The organism is Ruegeria sp. CDSA021 (genome assembly GCF_059612325.1).
Map to the genome: position 1 here is coordinate 95,738 of NZ_JBXWQJ010000012.1, position 19,423 is coordinate 115,160.

18 protein-coding genes and 1 pseudogene are annotated in these 19,423 nt (G+C 57.5%); 7 read left to right on the forward strand and 12 right to left on the reverse strand.

The window, feature by feature from the left end; genetic code table 11:
- Positions 1-66 precede the first annotated feature (66 nt).
- Entirely contained in the window at positions 67-1,554 is a 1,488-nt protein-coding gene (locus AC2FLD_RS16240; protein ID WP_496670425.1) for an ABC transporter substrate-binding protein, read from the reverse strand.
- Between the two features lie 170 nt (positions 1,555-1,724).
- Between AC2FLD_RS16240 and panB the strand changes: the two genes are divergently transcribed.
- From panB to AC2FLD_RS16260, 4 genes are all read left to right on the forward strand, one after another.
- Complete coding sequence (gene panB, locus AC2FLD_RS16245) at positions 1,725-2,564, forward strand: 3-methyl-2-oxobutanoate hydroxymethyltransferase (RefSeq protein WP_496670418.1); 840 nt, start codon at positions 1,725-1,727, stop codon at positions 2,562-2,564.
- Positions 2,561-3,412, forward strand: a complete 852-nt coding sequence (gene panC, locus AC2FLD_RS16250) for a pantoate--beta-alanine ligase (RefSeq protein WP_496670415.1) — start codon at positions 2,561-2,563, stop codon at positions 3,410-3,412. The genes panB and panC overlap by 4 nt, the downstream gene beginning before the upstream one ends.
- 69 nt (positions 3,413-3,481) lie before the next feature.
- On the forward strand, positions 3,482-4,960 hold the full coding sequence (gene glpK / locus AC2FLD_RS16255) for a glycerol kinase GlpK (protein WP_496670412.1): 1,479 nt from the start codon (positions 3,482-3,484) through the stop codon (positions 4,958-4,960).
- A gap of 84 nt (positions 4,961-5,044) precedes the next feature.
- Positions 5,045-5,461: a VOC family protein gene (locus tag AC2FLD_RS16260; protein ID WP_496670409.1), complete on the forward strand. Its 417-nt coding sequence runs from the start codon at positions 5,045-5,047 to the stop codon at positions 5,459-5,461.
- A gap of 15 nt (positions 5,462-5,476) precedes the next feature.
- Here the strand turns inward: AC2FLD_RS16260 and smpB are convergent, their stop codons facing one another.
- The 10 genes from smpB to AC2FLD_RS16310 all read right to left on the reverse strand — a co-directional run bounded on the left by smpB (position 5,477) and on the right by AC2FLD_RS16310 (position 13,686).
- Positions 5,477-5,953: an SsrA-binding protein SmpB gene (gene smpB, locus AC2FLD_RS16265; protein ID WP_050605144.1), complete on the reverse strand. Its 477-nt coding sequence runs from the start codon at positions 5,951-5,953 to the stop codon at positions 5,477-5,479.
- A gap of 57 nt (positions 5,954-6,010) precedes the next feature.
- Positions 6,011-6,553, reverse strand: coding sequence for an isopentenyl-diphosphate Delta-isomerase (gene idi, locus AC2FLD_RS16270; protein ID WP_050605145.1), 543 nt, complete (start codon positions 6,551-6,553; stop codon positions 6,011-6,013).
- A gap of 199 nt (positions 6,554-6,752) precedes the next feature.
- Positions 6,753-7,166, reverse strand: a complete 414-nt coding sequence (locus AC2FLD_RS16275; protein WP_050605146.1) for a c-type cytochrome — start codon at positions 7,164-7,166, stop codon at positions 6,753-6,755.
- A gap of 113 nt (positions 7,167-7,279) precedes the next feature.
- Positions 7,280-8,296 (reverse strand): P1 family peptidase, encoded by a 1,017-nt coding sequence (locus tag AC2FLD_RS16280; protein ID WP_496670406.1) that lies wholly within the window; start codon positions 8,294-8,296, stop codon positions 7,280-7,282.
- Positions 8,297-8,376: 80 nt separating this feature from the next.
- Positions 8,377-9,123 (reverse strand): SDR family oxidoreductase, encoded by a 747-nt coding sequence (locus tag AC2FLD_RS16285; RefSeq protein WP_496670403.1) that lies wholly within the window; start codon positions 9,121-9,123, stop codon positions 8,377-8,379.
- A gap of 60 nt (positions 9,124-9,183) precedes the next feature.
- Entirely contained in the window at positions 9,184-9,603 is a 420-nt protein-coding gene (arfB, locus tag AC2FLD_RS16290; protein ID WP_496670401.1) for an alternative ribosome rescue aminoacyl-tRNA hydrolase ArfB, read from the reverse strand.
- A gap of 262 nt (positions 9,604-9,865) precedes the next feature.
- Positions 9,866-10,510, reverse strand: coding sequence for a queuosine precursor transporter (locus tag AC2FLD_RS16295; RefSeq protein ID WP_050605149.1), 645 nt, complete (start codon positions 10,508-10,510; stop codon positions 9,866-9,868).
- Between the two features lie 91 nt (positions 10,511-10,601).
- On the reverse strand, positions 10,602-11,486 hold the full coding sequence (locus AC2FLD_RS16300) for an esterase-like activity of phytase family protein (RefSeq protein ID WP_496670398.1): 885 nt from the start codon (positions 11,484-11,486) through the stop codon (positions 10,602-10,604).
- Entirely contained in the window at positions 11,459-12,322 is an 864-nt protein-coding gene (mepA, locus tag AC2FLD_RS16305) for a penicillin-insensitive murein endopeptidase (protein WP_050605151.1), read from the reverse strand. Before mepA ends, AC2FLD_RS16300 begins: the two co-directional genes overlap by 28 nt.
- Entirely contained in the window at positions 12,319-13,686 is a 1,368-nt protein-coding gene (locus tag AC2FLD_RS16310) for an MFS transporter (RefSeq protein WP_496670395.1), read from the reverse strand. The genes mepA and AC2FLD_RS16310 overlap by 4 nt, the downstream gene beginning before the upstream one ends.
- Positions 13,687-13,815: 129 nt before the next feature.
- On the opposite strand from AC2FLD_RS16310, the gene AC2FLD_RS16315 reads away from it, so the two are divergent.
- The 3 genes from AC2FLD_RS16315 (at position 13,816) to yaaA (ending at position 17,036) form a co-directional block, all read left to right on the forward strand.
- Positions 13,816-14,106: a YggT family protein gene (locus AC2FLD_RS16315; protein WP_496670392.1), complete on the forward strand. Its 291-nt coding sequence runs from the start codon at positions 13,816-13,818 to the stop codon at positions 14,104-14,106.
- An 86-nt stretch (positions 14,107-14,192) separates the two neighbouring features.
- The gene (recQ, locus tag AC2FLD_RS16320; protein ID WP_496670389.1) at positions 14,193-16,232 is read left to right on the forward strand and encodes a DNA helicase RecQ; all 2,040 of its coding nucleotides are present in this window, start codon (positions 14,193-14,195) and stop codon (positions 16,230-16,232) included.
- Positions 16,233-16,265: 33 nt separating this feature from the next.
- Entirely contained in the window at positions 16,266-17,036 is a 771-nt protein-coding gene (gene yaaA, locus AC2FLD_RS16325) for a peroxide stress protein YaaA (protein ID WP_496670386.1), read from the forward strand.
- 79 nt (positions 17,037-17,115) lie between these two features.
- Here yaaA and AC2FLD_RS16330 read toward each other — a convergent pair.
- Positions 17,116-19,374, reverse strand: a pseudogene (locus AC2FLD_RS16330) (response regulator).
- Between the last annotated feature and the right edge of the window lie 49 nt (positions 19,375-19,423).

The window sequence follows — 19,423 nt, forward strand, 5'->3', positions numbered from 1 at the left end:
ACATAACAACAGACATCCGAAAAGAGCGTGGGGCCGGGGCCGCATCAGACTACCCCGGTATAGACATTATTCAGACCAGCTGATCTGGGTCAGGTCGATTGCCGCTGTGGGGGCGTTTGCCCACAATCCGTGCACACCGGCCTTTGCGACGCCCAGCTTGGCCAATTGGAACAGATAGCCGTTCACGTAGTCGGTTGAGATCAGACGCTGCGCCTCACCCAACAAGCGGCTGCGTTCATCGGGGTCGGTGGTGGCGTTAAGAGTATCCATCAGCGCCTGAAAATCAGTGCTTTCATATTGGAAGTAATAGTCGGGCCGGGCATAAATTCCGATGTCCATGGGTTCGGTATGGCTGACAATCGTCAGACCAAAATCCTTGCCCCTGAACACCGATTCCAGCCATTGCGCCCATTCGACATTGATGATCTCGGCCGTGATGCCGACCTCGGCCAGTTGCGCGGCAACAATCTCACCTCCCCGACGGGCGTATGAAGGCGGCGGCAGGTGAAGTGTGGTTTCAAACCCGTTTTCAAACCCCGCCTCGGCCAGCAACGCCTTGGCCTGTTCAGGGTCATAGGCGGATTCGCCGGTCAGATCGACATAAGCCGGATGGTGCGGCGCGAAATGAGTGCCAATCGGCGTGCCATAGCCAAACATTGCCCCGTCAATAATCGCTTGTCGGTCGATGGCATGAGCCACGGCCTGCCGGACAAGGATATCGTCAAACGGAGACTGTTTGTTGTTGGTGGACAGGATCGTTTCCCCTTCAGTTGTACCGACCAGAACCTGAAAACGTGGATCTGCATCGAACTGCGGCAGGTTTTCCGGCGCGGGGAAGTTATCAAATACGTCCACATCCTCGGCCATCATGGCGGCAAAAGCGGCGGTCGGATCCGAGATGAACTTGAAAGTCGCAGTCTCTAACGCGGGCTGATCGCCCCAATAATTGGGGTTTCGGTTCAAAGTGATGCTGTCCCCCTGAACCCAGTTGTCAAAGGAGAAGGCCCCGGTGCCGATCGGGTTGGTCTTGATGTTTTCGATACTGTCGGGCGCAACGATGACCGCATCCCCCCAGGCCAGATTGAACGGAAAATTACCATTCGGTTCTGACAGAGTGACTTTGACGGTCAGCGGGTCTAACACTTCGACACTTTCGATCCCGGCAAACAGCGCCTTCTGTGCGTTCGCGCTGTCTTCGGCGGTAGCTCGGCCAAGCGTGAACTTGACGTCCTCGGCATCCATGGTTGTGCCGTCATGGAACGTCACACCATCACGCAGCTTGAAGGTATACACCGTACCATCTTCAGAAATCTCCCAGCTTTCAGCCAGGCCGGGCACGACCGAGCCGTCGCCCATAAAGCGGGTAAGACCTTCGAAGATATTGGTGTAAACCACCGAGTCGATGGCCTGCGCAGCAGCACTGGTGGGGTCCAGATGCGGGGGTTCAAGCTGCATCGCGATGGTGATGTCGGACTTGGCCAGAGCTTGCGTGGCAAGCAGACTGGCCCCCACGGCCAGGGTCGATGCAAATGTCCGGAACATGAATTTTGTCATGTGAACTCTCCCTACTGAAACTGGTTGTGCCCTTGTTTTCAGGGTCGTTTTACTGACAGTCTTCCTGTAAACCTGAGGTCAATCAAGGGAATGTTCGCGCAACCGGGGTTTCTTCGACCCCTTCCGATCTGCTATGCCGCACTGCAACATAATACCTGCAGGAGCGACCCATGAGCGCAACCGCCCGCAAGAAAGCCCTGAACGCCGAGGATATTCGCGCCCGAAAAGGCGGCGTGCCTCTGGTCTCGCTGACCGCCTACACCACGCCTATGGCGCGCCTGATGGATGCGCACTGCGACTTTGTTCTGGTGGGCGACAGTGTTGGCATGGTGCTGCACGGGCTTGAATCCACGCTTGGCGTCACGATGGAGATGATGATCCTGCACGGTCAGGCGGTGTCGCGTGGTCTGGATAGGGCAATGATGGTCATCGACATGCCCTTTGGCAGCTACGAGCATTCTCCTGCCGATGCTTTCCGCAACGCGGCGCGGCTTATGGCGGAAACCGGCGCCGGGGCTGTGAAGCTGGAAGGTGGCGTTGAAATGGCCGAAACCATCCGCTTTCTGGTCAAGCGCGGCATCCCGGTGATGGCCCATATCGGTCTGACCCCGCAATCAATCAACACTCTGGGCGGTTACAAGGTGCAGGGCCGTGACGATCAGGCAGAAACTGTCTTGGCAGATGCCCGCGCCGTGGCCACGGCTGGTGCGTTTTCAGTTGTTCTGGAGAAAGTTCCGCAAGGTCTGGCTGACCAGATCACCGAAGAGATCGCGATCCCGACCATCGGCATCGGTGCTTCTGCAGGCTGTGACGGGCAGATTCTGGTCGTGGACGACATGGTCGGCTTTTTCACCGCCTTCAAACCCAAATTCGTCAAACGCTATGCCGAGCTGGGCCCGTTGGCCGAAGCAGCCATTGCAGAATACGCCGCCGAAGTGCGCACACGGACCTTCCCGGCAGACGAACATGTCTTTGCCGACCAGACTCCGACCAAAGGACCTAAGGCATGACTGCACCGATTTTGCGTTCTCTGGCCGAGTTGCGCACCAAAACCAACGAATGGCACAGGAACGGAGAGACTATCGGCGTTGTTCCGACCATGGGTGCGCTGCACGAAGGACATTTGTCACTGGCACAGGCCGCGAAAGAAGGTTGCGACCGGGTCATCGTGACCATCTTTGTGAACCCCAAGCAGTTCAACAACCCCGAAGATCTGGCCAATTACCCCCGCACCGAACATGAGGACGCCAAGAAACTGGCCCCCGATGGGGTGGACGCGATCTATGTGCCGGACCCGCAGGAAGTTTATCCTGATGGTTTTTCGACCACGGTTTCGGTTGCTGGCCTGACGGACATGATGGAAGGCCCCTTCCGTCCGGGACATTTCGAGGGGGTCGCCACCGTTGTCGCCAAACTGTTTCTGCAAACCCAAGCAGATCGAGCCTATTTCGGGGAAAAAGATTATCAACAGCTGTTGGTGGTCCGCCGCATGGCCCGCGATTTGGACATCCCAATCGAGGTGATAGGCTGCTCAACCGTGCGCGAACCTTCGGGCCTGGCGATGTCGTCTCGCAACCTTCTGCTTTCCCCCGATGGGTTGAGAGTTGCAGAACGATTGAACGATGTCATGCAACACGTGGCTGACGGTCTGGCTGCGGGAAAAGGCTTTGCCCCGCTGGCGCAGGAGGCGAAGGAAAACTTATTGCAAGCAGGGTTTTCCGAAATCGAATATATTGATCTTCGCTGTGCCGAGACTTTGGAAAACCTGTCCAAAGCCAGCAAGCCCGCCCGTTTGTTCGTTACCGCCTGGGCCGATGGGGTTCGATTGATCGACAATATCCCGGTCAATCCGGTCTGATTTCTGCTCTGGCCCCTGCGCCGTTGTTCGCGCTAAAGTCCCGTCAAACAAGACCGGGGGAGAGCGGACATGACCTATATTCTGGCAATCGATCAGGGCACGACATCCTCGCGCGCCATTCTGTTTGATGCGCACATGCAGCCTGTAGGCACCGCACAGCAAGAGTTCCCCCAGCACTTCCCGCAGGAAGGCTGGGTTGAACATGACCTCGAGGATATCTGGTCCAGCGTAATGCACGTGTGCCGCGAAGTGATTGAAACCACCGGCGTTTCAGTCGATCAAATCGCCGGTATCGGCATCACCAACCAGCGAGAAACTACGGTCGTCTGGGACAAACAAACCGGCAAAGCCATCCACAACGCCATCGTCTGGCAGGACCGCCGCACCGCCGACATCTGTGCCCGCTTCAAACAAGCAGGGTGCGAGGATGACGTCACTGCCCAGACCGGCTTGTTGCTGGACCCGTATTTCTCGGGCACCAAGGTCAAATGGTTGCTGGATAACGTCTCTGGTGCGCGTGAGAGGGCCGAAGCCGGAGAACTATTGTTCGGCACGATAGACAGTTTCCTAATCTGGCGGCTGACTGAAGGCCGCGTTCATGCCACCGATGCCACCAACGCCGCCCGTACCTTGCTGTTCGACATCCATAAGGGCGCATGGAGCGACGAGATCTGCGATCTGCTTGATGTGCCCCTGAACCTCTTGCCCGAAGTGCGGGATTGCGCATCGGATTTCGGCACCACCACAATGCTTGGAGGAAGTATTCCTATACTGGGCGTTGCAGGCGACCAGCAAGCGGCCACGATCGGGCAGGCCTGTTTCCAACCTGGTATGATGAAATCGACCTATGGAACGGGCTGTTTTGCGCTACTAAACACGGGCGCACAGCCGGTTGTATCGAAAAACCGACTGCTGACTACGATTGCCTATCAGTTGGACGGTCAACGCACTTATGCGCTGGAAGGATCGATCTTTATCGCAGGGGCGGCCGTGCAGTGGTTGCGCGACGCGTTGCAGATCATCGACTCGGCCCCTCAAAGCGGCGATCTCGCCGCTCAGGCAGATCCGAACCAACATGTCATTCTGGTGCCCGCATTTACCGGATTGGGCGCGCCCTATTGGAAACCCGATTGCCGCGGCGCGATGTTCGGGCTGACCCGCGGCTCGGGCCGGGCCGAGATCGCACGCGCCACACTGGAAAGCATTGCCTTTCAGACACGTGATCTTTGGCACGCCATGCAGGGTGATTGGGGGGCTGACGCCGATGTCATTCTGCGCGTCGATGGCGGGATGAGCGCGTCTGACTGGACCATGCAAGGCTTGTCGAACTGCTTGGGCGCGCCGGTGGATCGTCCCGTGATGCAGGAAACGACCGCGCTAGGCGCGGCGTGGCTGGCCGGGATGAAGGCCGGTGTGTATCCCGATCAGAGCGGATTTGCAGAAACGTGGCAGCTGGATCGTCGCTTTGAACCAGATACGGCACAGGATGAACGCGACGCCATTTATAAACGCTGGCAACGCGCGGTGCAGTCGGCGATGGCGTTCTGAGGCAAGGCGTTTATTGAGCCCAAGTCGAAGCTGACCTAAACTTTGGGACAGAGATTCCAAAACGCTCGGACAGGAAGGCGAAACATGATTGCCTATGTCACTGTTGGCGTCGATGACATGGCGCGCGCAAAACGGTTTTACACGGCGTTTTTGCCTGCGCTGGGTTTCGAACTTGAAGAAGGGCCCGAGGGGTTAAGTTTTGCCTTGCCCGTGGACCCGGGCCAGTCCCCGGTGCTGCCCGATTTCTACGTGAAACCGACCTTCGACGGGGGTCCTGCTTCGGCTGGAAACGGATCCATGGTCGCTTTTGAGGCACAAACCCAGCAGCAAGTCCGGGATCTTCATGCCGCAGCACTTGCCGCTGGAGGGTCCGACGAGGGCCCACCGGGCTTTCGCGCCAATTACGGAGCCAACTTTTATGTCGGCTACCTGCGCGACCCCCAAGGTAACAAGATCGCGCTGTTCTCAAGCAATCCAAACGAACCTGGACGCGACGATTAACGCTTCGCCCTGCGTTTAGCTGTGATCTTTCAACAGCCGCTGTTTCTGCCGTGACCAATCCCGCTTGGCTTGCGTTTCCCGCTTGTCGTGGATTTTCTTGCCTTTGGCGATCCCGATCTTCAGCTTGGCCCGGCCCTTATGGTTGAAATACAGAACCAGCGGCACCAGCGTCATACCTTTGCGCTGGGTCGCATTCCAGAGGTTGGACAATTCCTTGCGTGATACCAGCAGCTTGCGACGGCGACGCTCTTCGTGCTTGAACACTTTGGCCTGTTCGTAAGGTGCGATGTAGCAGTTGATCAGCCACAGTTCGCCATCATCGACCGAAGCATAGCTTTCGGCGATGTTCGAGCCACCGGTACGCAGGGACTTTACCTCGGACCCTTCCAGAACAATACCGCATTCGATATCCTCTTCGATCGCATAATCGAAGCGGGCGCGCCGGTTTTCGGCGATTACCTTGTAATTTGGGTCTGTCTTTTGTTTGGCCATGACGCGTTGATTTAGGCGGCTTGAGCCGTCCTTGCAAGGCAGGGTTTTTCCGAAAGGTCAGGATTTAGCCGAAATGATCAGATCGGGGCCAAAAATCGTATCGGCATAGTTGTGCAGATAGATCTTGAGCCACGGCGTGAACCGGTCCGGATGGCGGGTCACTTCGGCCAGAAGGTCGTGATAGTCGATCCAGCGAATTTCCATGACTTCGTCCGGGTTAGGCTCAATTTTCAGTGGGCCGCGGACATGGGCCAGAAAGACATCGACAACCTCGTTCTCCACCATGTTGTTGCCCACATCCGCATGGTACTCCAGACGGTGCCGGTATTCAGGATAGAGACCGGTGATTCCAAGTTCTTCGCGCAGGCGCCGCACGGCACAAGTGGACGAGCTTTCATCCCATTCCGGATGCGTGCAACAGGTATTCGCCCACAGACCCGGCGTGTGGTACTTGCCCATTGCGCGACGTTGCAACAAAATCTCTGTACCGCGCACAACAAACACGGACACAGCCTTGTGCTTGAGCCCTTTTTCATGCGCTTCCAGCTTGTCTACGGGGGTCAATTCGCCATCAACCCAAGCCGGGATCATGATTCCCATCTGTCCTCTCCTGCTGCCAGTCCGTCTGCCGGGCGCTGATTTGGGTTTAGCTGCCTTCTGAATGGGCTGGCTGTGCGACGAGTTTTTGAATTCTCTCGTTGAATAGCAAAGTGGCTTCTATTTACTCGGGTATCAATCGCACCAAAGGCCGCAGGGGCTGCGGCCTTTGGTCCTTGTGCGTCACACTTTGTGTCAGGGCTTATTCGCCTGAAACGCTGACGATATAGGCATAGACGTCTTCAGCACCTTTTTTCAGCTTGAACGTCATTTTCGACTTGGCGGCGGTGTCATCCAGATAGGATTTCAGGAATGCCTTGGGATCCTGCGAGTACTCGACAAAGGTCGCTTCGTCCCAAACCAGACCTTTCTCGCCTGCGGCGACAATGCTGTCACCGTATTTGAAGCCCTCATATGTCCCAGCCGTGCGGCCATCGACGCCATACAGGTTAGGGCCGGTCTTTCCGCCTTTGACGATCACCTCGCCTTCGGGGTCGGCGATCAAGTGGCAGGACTTGCATTTGTTGAAGGTTTTCTTGCCGGCTTCGGCATCGCCTTCTGCATAGGCGGGCAGGGCCAAAAGGCCGACGATTGCAGTAGCGAGGATGCGATTCATAGCTTGTGCTCCGATACAAATTGGCTGCACCGAATGGACCTTCGGCGCAAAAAAGAGTCAACGCGCAGATTGCCGCGCGGGTTTACTGTGCCACTGCGACAAATAGGCTGTCCTTAACTTTTGTCATGTACCCCGGACCAGCAGGGCAAAAGGTCGCCCGCTGCCGGTGTCGCCAGATACACCGCCCGGGCGATCGCCCGCGCCAGACACAGCGACGCTGCGTTGCCGATGACCCCAAGCTCAGCTCTGTTCGCTATGGGCCGGGCACCAACGCTGGCTGCAAACACCAGATCGCCATCACCGGGTGTGTGAGCCGGCACGATGGCGCGCGCGATCCCATCATGCGCGGCAACGGCCACCCTCTGGCATTGGGACTTGGTCAGGGCAGCATCTGTTGCCACGACGGCGATGGTCGTATTTGTCTTGGTGGGGTCTGCCGGTTTCATCGCCTGGGCCTTACGGCTGGGCTGTGGAAGCCCAAGACCAGCGGCGGGATCAGGCCCTAAACCGCCAAACTCGTCGCCAATTTCAAACGGTGCCGCCCAGAAATGCCGATCTCCGGGTGTGGTTACACTACCCAGCGGATTGGCGGCAACCAGCGCGCCAACAGTGATGCCACTTTCCAGAACAAACGAAGCAGAGCCCAGCCCGCCCTTTTGCATGGCGGCCAAAGCGCCGGTGCCTGCGCCATCAGTGCCGAGATCGAACCGATCCGACGCAGCCTCGAACGCGGCGCGACCCAAGGTGCGGTATGGGTTTTGATCCCAGTTTTTATCACCTCCGTTGAGCAGATCGAACAGGATCGCCCCCGGCACAATGGGCACACTAATGTCGCCGACCGGAAAACCCCGGCCCCTTTCACGGAGCCCGTCCGAGACACCGGAACAGGCGTCCAGCCCAAATGCCGAACCGCCAGACAATGCGATCGCATCGACATGCGTCACCGTTTTGTCCGCCGCCAGAAGGTCGGTCTCACGCGTCCCGGGCGCCCCTCCCATCACGTGGACCGAAGCCACGAACGGGGCCTGAGCCGTCAAGACGGTCGTGCCGGATTTCAGCGCGTCGTCCTGCGCGTTGCCGACCATCAGGCCAGGGATATCGGTGATCAGGTTTTTGGGTCCAGGCGTCATTTTTCCTTCGAAGTTGAGGCCGGGAAGCGCATAGGTGCGCTGCCTTCGGCGAGAGAATTTCTGAAAAGATGAAGAGCAGATCAGATGCAGCGGCCTCCGTCGACCTCGAGTGCTGTGCCGGTGATCATGCTGGCCTCGTCCGAGCACAAGAAACAAGCGGCGTTTGCCATGTCTTCCGGCGTGGAAAAACGGCCCAGTGGGATGGTCGAAAGGAACTTGGCGCGAATCTCGGGCGTGTCTTCGCCCATGAAGGATTTCAGCAGCGGCGTTTCTCCGGCCACGGGGCAGATGGCGTTCACACGCACACCGGTCGGGGCGAGTTCCACAGCCATGGTCTTGGTTGCCGTAATCATCCAGCCTTTGGAGGCGTTGTACCAATTCAGGTTGGGGCGCGGAGACAACCCAGCCGTAGAGGCCACATTCAGGATTGCCCCTGCCCGGCGCGCTTTCATCGCCGGGACAAAAGCACGCGCAGTTAGGTAGACCGATTTCATATTAACGTTGAAGACACGGTCGAATTCCTCTTCGTTGACATCCTCAAGCGGGGTTGGCAAATGCGTGACGCCCGCATTGTTAACAAGAATGTCGAGATCTCTGAACTGATCCTGCGCAACCTCAGCCATGGTTTGAACCGAAGCCCCGTCTGCGACGTCGACCTGATGTCCAATCGCCCGTTCACCGAGAGAGTTCGCAAGATCCAGCGCCGCTTCGCCATTGACATCCGCAATCATCACGCGCGCGCCTTCGTCCAGAAATTTTTGTACAATCCCTGCGCCGAACCCGGATGCGCCACCGGTTACGATTGCGGTTTTTCCATCCAGTCTCATGGCGTTACCCTCCTGCAGCTTTTGAAGGTCAGACTATCAACGCCCCGACAAGATACCAGATCAATCTTCGGACACTTTGCCCCGCAGTGTTTTTACATCGCCTCGGGCCTTTTTCGCAGCAAGCCGACGTTTGACCGAGCCATAGGTGGGTTTCGTTGCGATCCGCCGTTTGGGTTTGACCAAAGCGCGGGTGATCAGTTCAGCCAGTCTGGTACGCGCAATTTCCCGATTACGGGCCTGCGATCGCGTTTCTTCGCACTGGATGATGATCGCACCATCCTTGGTCCAGCGTCGCCCGGCCAGCCGTTTCAGCCTGTTCTTGACCGGATCGGGTAAAGAGGGCGAGCGCGCAGCCTCAAATCGCAACTCAACAGCGGTGGAAACCTTGTTGACGTTCTGCCCACCGGGACCAGAAGAGCGGACAAAGCTTTCGGTCATTTCCCAGTCTTGCAGGATGATATCGTCAGTGATGTGCAACATGGGGCGGATCTTATAGGGCATGGATGGAAACAGAAAGGGCCGCCCCTACGGGACGGCCCTTCGAAAGTTCAGGAGGTCGGGTCGGTTAGATCAATCGACCAGCCGGAGCGAGCGCTCCGCCAAGGGCTGCCCTAGCAGGCTTTCCCCCCGGTTGTTCCGACACCTCTCTCCAATCTCTTTCTTGACACTGGATCACCTCCTTTTCTATCTGTTGCGGTTGAGACTGAGCGTGGCACAAGATGCGCCATTCTCAAAGCACTTTTTACGCGGGCTGCGCCGTCAGCCGCGCAACGATCACCTTGAACGGGATCAGCGCGATCAGGGCCAGCGACAGTTTCACCAGCCAGTCTGCAAAGGCCAATGTCACCCACAGCGGCGCCATTGGCCCAGACAGCATGAAGGGAACAGGCTCCCACGCCCAGTTGATCGCAGCATCTGCATTGGCACCGAAGAAGGTAACCGAGGCCGAGAAGGCGATGGTGAAGAACAGTGCAGTGTCCAGTGCAGAGCCAACCAGCGTCGAGACCAGAGGCGCGCGCCACCAGCGACCACCACGCAGCGAGTTAAAGATGGTGACATCGGTCAGTTGCGCGATCAAGAAGGCGGTTCCCGAAGCCACGGCAATCCGCAGAGGTACGGCGGCATAGGTGAAGCCGTCACCCTGCAACATGATCTGGCTGCCGATCAGCGAGCAGATGATGCCGGTGACAAACCCGGCGAACACGACCTTGCGGGCCGGACCCACGCCGTAGACGCGGTTCATGATGTCTGTGACCAGGAAGGCCAGCGGATAGGTAAAAGCACCCCAGGTCAACAGCCCGTCAAGGATCAGGAACTGGACCAGGAAGTTCGAGGCCACAACAATGGCGGCCATGGCAATGATGCCGGGAATGTAAGCGCGTTGCATTTTCAGATGCCCGTTTTGACAAGGTAGCGGCGACTTGGCCAAGGGACCGTCCCAAGGCAAGCCGTGCGTTTAGACCCTTGGAGGCCCTGAGTCAATCAGGCAGAATATATTCCACCAATTCGGTCCGCTGCAGGGCCAGGAAGTTGTCATCCGAGATCATCGTGGCCCGCAAACGGCCCTGCCCATCGCGCCAGACTGACAGCCCTTCGAGATTGTCATGCGTGCCCGTTGCGGTTTCGAACAGGGTTTCTTCGGCATTGGGAGTGTCATCCGCCACATCCCATCGGCGCAGTCGCGAGCGGAAGCCGACAAAACCCAGCTTACGCTCCAGCACATACAACTTCCCGTCCGGGCCGAAATCAGCACCGACAGGCTTGAACCCACCGCGTTGTGGAAAGACAAATGGGATCGACCATGCATCGCCATTCCAACGGTAAACCGGGATGTCCCCGTCAGCGGTACGGTCTTTTTCAGGCATCGTGTAAAGCCAGCCGCGCGCATCAACGGCAAGACCTTCGAAAGACCCGTTGTCAGCGAGATCTTCAAAAGCCGGGGGGCGCGGTAAAACGCGTGCCTTGGCACCCGGCTCTGAATAACGGGCGACCCGGTGCACCCCCTCGAACGCGATATAGACCCCACCACCTGGTGCCAGCGCGAGCCCTTCGGAATCCCCAACACCGCCTTTCATGATGCGCCCCTGGCTGGACAGAACCTGCCAGTGATCCAACACACGAACGCTGGTGATCTGATCCCCGTCCCGCTCTATTCTTGCCGTGGCTATCCTGGCCCGATCACTGAGCACCAGAATCTGCTGACCATCGTCCCAAACGTGCAGCGCCGAATACCCGCCAAACCAGTTTGCGGGGTCTTTCCACTCAAAGCTGTGCAGATATGTGGCGGGCTTGATTTCGACCGCCACGGCTACCGTGGCCGCAAATAGAAAAGCGCTCAGTTGGATTGCAAAACGGCAGCGCATTGTTGTGGCAAATCGGCCAGAACGTATTCCCGGCGTTTCTTGGGGGCTGGCGCATTTGGATCAGGTGGCGGCGGATTGAGGATGTTGTTCACCCATTCCTGCGCCTGGGCGCAACCATCGCCCTTAGGTGGCGAATCCTGATTGACGCAGCCTTTCGACCCTCGGGGGCATTTCAGACGGACGTGAAAATGGTAATGATGCCCCCACCATGGTCTGATCTTGCGCAGGTAGGCACGGTTTCCTTTCTCATCCTTGCACATCTGCACCTTTGCCCCGGGAAACACGAAGATGCGCGCAACACGCTTGTCTTTTGCGGCTTCGCGCAAAACCGCATGGTGCTGTTTCGTCCAGTTTCCATTGACAAAAGCACCGTTCGCGCGCCGCAGCGAAATGGACGAGATATTCTCTCGCGCCTTGCGGCTGAGGCGCATGTTGTCCCCCGGCAGCATCCAGATATCGATATCAAGACCCAATTGATGCGAGCGGTGGCCCGAGGTCATCGGCCCGCCCCTCGGCTGGCTGATATCCCCTACGTAGAGACCATTCCAACCCGGCTGTTTCGCCGCAAATTTGCTGAGGTCTGTCACATAATCAATCGCCTCGGGGTGCCCCCAATTGCGATTGCGTGACAAGCGCATGGCCTGCCACGTAGGTCCGGTTTCGGGCAATTGCACGGACCCGGCGGCGCATCCGCGCGAATAACTGCCGAACGCGGCTGGCTTTTGTTGTGAATTGACCCTTTTCGCCCCAAACAACTGCTTCGCCAGAGGCTCTGCCGTCGCAGTGCCTGCAAAAGCAAGCGCCGCCAAAACGATCAAAAAACGCTTTAAAATCATCTGCTCTGATCCCCTTCCGGTCTGACCCAGCGCATCAGGAATAATCCCAGAATAAACAACCCAACGACGGGTGACACCCCCAGACGGGCACTGCCAGTCACGGTTGTTGCAATTCCGATCAATAGGGGTGCCGCAAAGGCGGTTGCACGCCCCGACAGACCATAAAGCCCAAAGCTTTCGACCGGAGCCTTGGGATCAGTATGACGCACCATCATCGAACGACTGGCCGATTGCAGAATTCCGCCCATACCCCCGATCAGCACACCACAGCCGAAGAAAACAATGTCTGGCAGGCTAGATCCTTCGACCAGTGGAATGCCGTAAATCTGCGTCCGGTCCATCATCACCACCGTGGCGCAGACGAAAATCAGAACCCAGATCGCAACAATGATCACTGGTTTGGGGCCGTACTTCTTGTCCAGCTTGCCGCCCACCCAGGAAAACGCCGCCGCCGCCAGCACGCTGACAATCCCGAAGATGCCGATCTTGATCAGGTCCCACTCCAGCACCAACCGAGCATAGACACCGCCAAAACTGTAAAGCCCGTTCAGCGCATCGCGGTAGAACATGGACGAGCCCAGATAACTGGCCAGGCTGACGCGGTAACGCAGGTTAGACACTGATTTCGCAAGCAGCCGCAGCGCCTCAGCCACACTGCCCTTTTTGTCACTTGGCACATCCTCGCGCACCCACAGGAAGTAGGGCACCATGAACAGAATGAACCACATTGCTGTAAACGGGCCGACAAAACGCGTGCCTTCCCGGGTCGCAGCATCAAGGCCCAGGGCGGGATCCATCCCAATCAACGTCTTGCCATTCGCCTGTTCAACAAACAGCGCCAGCATGATCGCCAGTGAGATCAACCCACCAAAATAGCCAAATGCAAAGCCCGAACCCGAAATCTCGCCCACTTCGCTGTCATCGCCCAGATCGGGTAGCTGCGAGTTGATGAAGATCAGCGCATATTCCGCGCCCACAAAGCCCAGTCCAAAGGCCGCCAGCATCAGCCACATATTCGAACCATCCGGCATCGTGTACCACAGCGCGCCGGACCCGACCGCATACATGACCGAAAATGCAAAGATCCACGGAATGCGTCGCCCCGACACATCTGCCATCGCCCCCAGCAAAGGCGCACCAAAGGCAATGATCAGCCCCGTGATCGTCAGGCAGTTCGCCCAGACCGTCTGTGCCTGCGCGGCGGCGGCCGCGGAATCCAGTCCACTGTTGGCATAATACCCGGCTGCCACCCCGGCAAAGTAGGGGCCAAAGACAAACGTGACCAGCAGGGTGTGATAAGGCTGACTGGCCCAGTCAAAGAACCACCAGCCCCAGATGCGCCTGCGTTTGGAAATCTCTGCCATCTCTGCCTCAGTTATTGTTGTGTTTATAAGAAGGGGCTTTAATTCAATTCGCAAGCTTTGAGTGCCAGACACTTGCTCTTTGCCTTTGTGGCGCTTAGGTCTCGTCAGACGTAACTGGAGTATTCGAATATGATGGCAATCTACGGCCCGTTAATGCTGATCCTGAGCATTGCCTATTGGTTTGTCATTATTCACGTTATCATGAGCTGGCTAATCAATTTCCAAGTGCTGAATCTGAATCAGCAGTTCGTCGCTCAGATTTGGTACGGGCTGAACAGGCTTCTCGAACCCATTTACCGACCAATACGACGGATCATGCCAGATCTTGGGGGAATTGATCTGACACCACTGGTGGTGCTGGTCGTCATCATTTCGCTGCGCGAGTACATCCTGCCGGAATTGTTTCGGGCCTTAATCTGAAACTCTTCCCTCTTGTTCACCGATTCTTAGTATGTGATTGTCCTGTCTTAAGAGCAGATAAACCTTAAAACAGGGCAACCCCGCAGATGTTCGACTCCGCACCCTTGTTGCGAGATGTCTTTGGATTCGACGATTTCCGCCCCGGGCAGGAAGAGATTGTCGATGCTGTGACCTCTGGCGAAAACGTGCTGGCCATCATGCCCACTGGGGGCGGGAAATCCCTATGCTTCCAGTTGCCTGCCTTGCTGCGCGACGGTGTGACGGTGGTGATTTCACCGCTGATCGCCTTGATGCGCGATCAGGTGCGTGGACTGCAGGAGGCCGGGGTTGAGGCCGGGGCGCTGACCTCGGGCAACACACCCGAAGAGACTGACGCGGTGTGGGAAGCTTTGGAAGCCGGGCGGCTCAAGCTGCTTTATATGGCGCCTGAACGTCTGGCTGCCGGGTCGGCGCTGGGCATGTTGCGCCGGATCAATGTAAGCCTGATTGCCGTGGACGAGGCGCATTGCGTCAGCCAATGGGGCCACGATTTCCGCCCCGATTACCTGCGGATCGGCGAGTTGCGTCGGGCACTGAACGTCCCTCTCGCCGCCTTCACCGCCACAGCGGATGCGGAAACCCAGGACGAGATTGTCGAGAAACTGTTTGACGATATCGAGCCGCGCAAGTTTCTGCGTGGGTTCGACCGGCCCAATATCCATCTGGCGTTTGCCGCCAAGGACGGGCCGCGTAAACAGATCCTCGATTTTGCAGCCGCACGCAAAGGGCAACCCGGCATCGTCTATTGCGGCACCCGCAACAAGACCGAAGTCCTGGCCCAGGCCCTGCGCGCCGAAGGCCACACTGCTTGCCATTACCACGGTGGGATGGACCCCGAGGATCGTCGCATCGTCGAGACCCGTTTCGCACGCGAGGACGGTCTGATTGTCGTAGCCACCGTGGCCTTTGGCATGGGCATCGACAAACCCGATATCCGCTGGGTAGCCCATGCGGACTTGCCCAAATCCATCGAAGCCTATTATCAGGAAATCGGGCGCGCAGGGCGCGATGGCGGCCCCGCCGAAACGCTCACCTTGTTCGGCCCCGACGATATCCGCCTGCGGCGGTCGCAGATAGACGAAGGGCTGGCTCCTCCCGAGCGCCGCATGGCCGATCATGCAAGGCTGAACGCTTTGCTTGGCTTGGCCGAGGCGCTGGAATGTCGCCGCCAGACCTTGCTGGGCTATTTTGGCGAACAGGCCGTGCCCTGTGGCAAATGCGACCTATGCGATACGCCGCCCGAAGTTTTTGATGGCACAACACCGGTTCGCATGGCCCTATCCGCGATCCTTCGCACTGAGGAGTGGTTCGGAAGCGGCCATTTGATCGACATTCTTCAGGGGAATGAGACCGATAAAACCCGCGCACGTCGTCACGATGATCTGTCCACCTGGGGCATCGGCAAAGAATGGTCGCGCCCGCAGTGGCAGGCGATCTTTCGACAAATGATGGGGCATGACTTGGTCCGTCCCGACCCCGAGCGTCATGGCGCGTTGCGCATGACCGAGTCAGCCAAACCGATTCTGAAGGGGAAGGCGAAGATCAACCTGCGCAAAGACACCCTGCGCAAGGCAACGCGTCGACCAGCAGTGAAAGCCATGGTGTCCGAGGAAGACGCGCCGCTGCTGTCGGCGCTCAAGGCCAAACGCCGTGCTTTGGCGGAATCTGCGCGCGTTCCAGCCTATGTCATCTTCACTGACCGCACTTTGATCGAAATGGCTGAAAAACGACCTATGACACTGGACGATGTGGCACGGATTGGTGGAGTCGGTGCCAAAAAGCTGGAACGCTATGGTGACACTTTCCTTGAAGTCATCGCAGGAGCGGTTGAGGCCGTTCACCCGGCCCGGCGCAAACTGGCCGGGCGGGATCAGGGCGAGATTTATGACCGTTTGCTCGAAGTGCAGTCTCAGTTATCGCGCGGCGCCGATGGGATCGACAAGCCACTGACCTGCTCGGCTTCGCAATTGGCAAAGGTGGCGCAGATGCGGCCCGATGACTCTCGCGGGATCGAGACGGTGCTGGGCGATCGACGTCACGAAAGGTTTGGCGCTGCCTTTCTGGACGTGCTGCGTGAGGCGGGCTAGATACGCCAAATCAGGCAAGGAAAGAGGGCGGATATGCTGGTAGTGATTTCCCCGGCCAAGCGGCTGGACTGGGCAGAACGGAATGTCGCGGTCACACAACCCGACTTTCAGGATGACGCGATCCGGCTATCGAAGACCGCACGGAACCTGACGCTTGGCGATCTGAAAAAGCTGATGGACCTGAGCGACGATCTCGCACGCCTGAACCGCGACCGCTATCGCGCCTTTACGGACGCGCCCGAGGCCGAGGCCACGCGCCCCGCGGCGCTTGCTTTTGCGGGTGACACCTATCAGGGACTTGAGGCCAGTTCACTTGACACTGACGAACTGGCGTGGGCCCAGGACCATTTGCGCATTCTGTCAGGGCTGTACGGCGTGCTGCGACCGCTGGATGCGATTCAGCCTTATCGGCTGGAGATGGGCAGCAAACTGAAAACCCGGCGCGGCAAGAGCCTTTATGAATATTGGGGCGACCAACTCAGCAAAGCGCTGAATACCCAAGGCTCTGAAATTGACAGTGATGTTCTGATAAACTGCGCCAGCCAGGAGTATTTTGGCGCGGTTGACCCAAAAGCCCTAAAACTTCGGGTCGTCACGCCGGTCTTCATGGAAGACAAAAACGGCACCCCGAAGATCGTCAGCTTCTTTGCCAAAAAAGCCCGCGGTGCGATGGCGCGGTATATCATCCAGCACCGCCTGACCGATCCCAAGGCACTTCTGGAATTCGACACAGGTGGGTACGCATATCGCGCTGACCTTTCTGAGGCGGACAAACCGGTCTTTGTGAGACCCTACACGGTCTGAGTTTCATTGGTAAATTTGGTTGCGCTTGCGGCCAAGGAAGGAAGAGAGGGGCCTGCCCCTCGCGCACCCCGGGATATTTCTAGCCAGATGAAGCAGGACCCCGCTTGCTGTCACCGCCGGGTGCAACATGTTTATCGGCTTCAAGAGGCACGACCTGGCTGACATCATCGGGTTGATGTTGCAGGATTATCTGGTGAATGAGGTTTTTGTGCAGTGGCTTGGTCAAGTAATGATCGAGCCCCGCAGATAATATCCCCTCATCATCTCCGGCCATTGCGTGGGCGGTCAGGGCAACGACGGGTACATGACGGCCGGTTTCAACCTCTAGCCGACGGATTTCAGCGGTGGCCTGTTTGCCGTCCATTTTTGGCATTGAGATATCCATGAAAATCAAGTCGGGTTGGAAGTCCTGATAGATATCAACAGCCTCAAACCCATGAGATGCAAATCTCAGCTCGATGTTCAGATCCTTGACCATCTATTTTAGGATCAGTTGGTTGGTGCGATTGTCTTCTGCCGCGAGGATTCTCATGCGTCGGGCTTTGGTTGTTGTAAATTCACCCTTATTTGAGACTGATTCTAGCTTCATAAGCTGGGAAGGGCTTTGGGAATGGTCCTTGAGCACCATCAGCCTGCCATACAGTTCAGATCGGGGGATGGGTTTCTGTAGAACCCCTTCGATCAGGTCGCGTGCCGGGTGAGTGTGGATCAGGCCGGGATTTGTGGACATCACAATAACCGACAGATCCCCCCAGCCCCGATCCTTGAGCGAAGTTGCAAGGTCCAACCCGTCCATGTCCGGCAGATCATGATCACACAACACAAGTTCAACTTGATCGTTCATCTTTGCCAGCGCCTCTCCCCCAGATGCGCAGACGGTCACTTCAGCACCCAATCGGCCAAGCTGTTTCGACAGAATAGCCCGGTTTACAGCTAGATCCTCGACCACCATCACATGTTTGACGCAGTCCGCCAGGTTCGGCGGTTCGGGCTGCGGACCTTCGGCCGTGGGCAGGGAGATGCGAAAACCGAAACATGATCCTTTACCCAATTCGCTTTCAACCCAAACCGCGCCCTCCATCATGGAAATCAAGCGCTTGGTGATGGCGAGACCCAACCCGGTGCCTTCGAACTGACGATTGCGATCGTCTTCCACTTGATTGAACTCGCCGAAGATATGGCTAATTTTTTCGGCCTCGACACCGATGCCCGTATCTTCGATGGCAACATGAATATCGCAGGTCTGTGTGTCAGGGTGGGGCACACCGGTGACCCGGATCAGAACATGCCCTTCGGACGTGAATTTGACTGCGTTGCCAACCAAATTGGTCAGGACCTGCCGTATCCGACCGGGATCACCGACAAACAGCGTGGGCAAGAACAGGTCATAGTCCACCAGCAGCGTCAGGCCCTTGTCCCGCACGCTGGGCTGCAACAACATTGCGACCTCCAGAATGCAGCGTTCCAGATCGAAGTGTTCGGGGTGCAGAACAAGTTTGTCAGCTTCGATCTTTGAGTAATCCAGCACGTCATTGATGATGACAAGCAGGGCCTCGCCCGAATTACGGATAGTATTGACATAAAGCTGCTGCTCTTCATCCAGCGGGGTTTCGCCCAGCAACTCGCTCATCCCGACGATACCATTCATCGGCGTGCGGATTTCGTGGCTCATGTTGGCCAGAAACGCAGACTTCGCACGGTTGGCCGCTTCGGCCCGTTCACGCGCCGTTCTCAACTCGGTCTCATGCCGGACCGAGGCGGTTATGTTGAGAGCAAGGCTGACCACGTCACCACCATTGCCCCGCTGATCGATCAGACGGATGTACTGCCCGTTCCACAGTTGCAGCACAATTGGTGGCGGGTTGGCACGGTTCCAGCGCGCCTGCATTCTGGCGCACCATTCATCGGCGGATTCATCGCCAATGTCGACGATGCCTTCGGTCGTCAACAATTCCAGAATACGGGTGTAGATTATCCCGGGTGCAACTTCATCCAGCCCGTCAAAAGCGCTCAGATACGCGGTGTTGGCCCCGATCAGCCGACCATCTCCGTCGAAAAAGGCAAACCCATCCTGAATGGTTTGGATCGAATGCCATAGACGGCGTTCGGCAACCTCGATCTTGGCATGGGCGACGGTCAGGTCGGATTTGACCTTCTCATTCTCATCCCGAACGGTTTCAACTTCGGCCTGTGTTTCACCAATACGTTTGGTCAACGCCATGGCGTGCTGGCCCAGTTTCCGGTTGGCCGCCGAAAGCTCGGCCTGTTTCAGGGCCAGCATACGCTCGGCCGCCAGACGCGCACGCCGTTCTTGTGCCAGTTTGTGTGCAAGATTCATGATGATCGATTCCGGGACGTTCAGGCCCCATCATCGCGGCAGAGAATGA

What these genes read in the sequence shown, in the direction of transcription:
- recQ (WP_496670389.1), top strand. Translation starts at nt 14,193, where the DNA reads ATGTTCGACTCCGCACCCTTGTTGCGAGATGTCTTTGGATTCGACGAT.
- smpB (WP_050605144.1), bottom strand. Translation starts at nt 5,953, where the DNA reads ATGGCCAAACAAAAGACAGACCCAAATTACAAGGTAATCGCCGAAAAC.
- panB (WP_496670418.1), top strand. Translation starts at nt 1,725, where the DNA reads ATGAGCGCAACCGCCCGCAAGAAAGCCCTGAACGCCGAGGATATTCGC.
- idi (WP_050605145.1), bottom strand. Translation starts at nt 6,553, where the DNA reads ATGGGAATCATGATCCCGGCTTGGGTTGATGGCGAATTGACCCCCGTA.
- AC2FLD_RS16285 (WP_496670403.1), bottom strand. Translation starts at nt 9,123, where the DNA reads ATGAGACTGGATGGAAAAACCGCAATCGTAACCGGTGGCGCATCCGGG.
- arfB (WP_496670401.1), bottom strand. Translation starts at nt 9,603, where the DNA reads ATGTTGCACATCACTGACGATATCATCCTGCAAGACTGGGAAATGACC.
- AC2FLD_RS16315 (WP_496670392.1), top strand. Translation starts at nt 13,816, where the DNA reads ATGATGGCAATCTACGGCCCGTTAATGCTGATCCTGAGCATTGCCTAT.
- mepA (WP_050605151.1), bottom strand. Translation starts at nt 12,322, where the DNA reads ATGATTTTAAAGCGTTTTTTGATCGTTTTGGCGGCGCTTGCTTTTGCA.
- AC2FLD_RS16300 (WP_496670398.1), bottom strand. Translation starts at nt 11,486, where the DNA reads ATGCGCTGCCGTTTTGCAATCCAACTGAGCGCTTTTCTATTTGCGGCC.
- AC2FLD_RS16295 (WP_050605149.1), bottom strand. Translation starts at nt 10,510, where the DNA reads ATGCAACGCGCTTACATTCCCGGCATCATTGCCATGGCCGCCATTGTT.
- yaaA (WP_496670386.1), top strand. Translation starts at nt 16,266, where the DNA reads ATGCTGGTAGTGATTTCCCCGGCCAAGCGGCTGGACTGGGCAGAACGG.
- AC2FLD_RS16280 (WP_496670406.1), bottom strand. Translation starts at nt 8,296, where the DNA reads ATGACGCCTGGACCCAAAAACCTGATCACCGATATCCCTGGCCTGATG.
- panC (WP_496670415.1), top strand. Translation starts at nt 2,561, where the DNA reads ATGACTGCACCGATTTTGCGTTCTCTGGCCGAGTTGCGCACCAAAACC.
- AC2FLD_RS16310 (WP_496670395.1), bottom strand. Translation starts at nt 13,686, where the DNA reads ATGGCAGAGATTTCCAAACGCAGGCGCATCTGGGGCTGGTGGTTCTTT.
- AC2FLD_RS16260 (WP_496670409.1), top strand. Translation starts at nt 5,045, where the DNA reads ATGATTGCCTATGTCACTGTTGGCGTCGATGACATGGCGCGCGCAAAA.
- AC2FLD_RS16275 (WP_050605146.1), bottom strand. Translation starts at nt 7,166, where the DNA reads ATGAATCGCATCCTCGCTACTGCAATCGTCGGCCTTTTGGCCCTGCCC.
- AC2FLD_RS16240 (WP_496670425.1), bottom strand. Translation starts at nt 1,554, where the DNA reads ATGACAAAATTCATGTTCCGGACATTTGCATCGACCCTGGCCGTGGGG.
- glpK (WP_496670412.1), top strand. Translation starts at nt 3,482, where the DNA reads ATGACCTATATTCTGGCAATCGATCAGGGCACGACATCCTCGCGCGCC.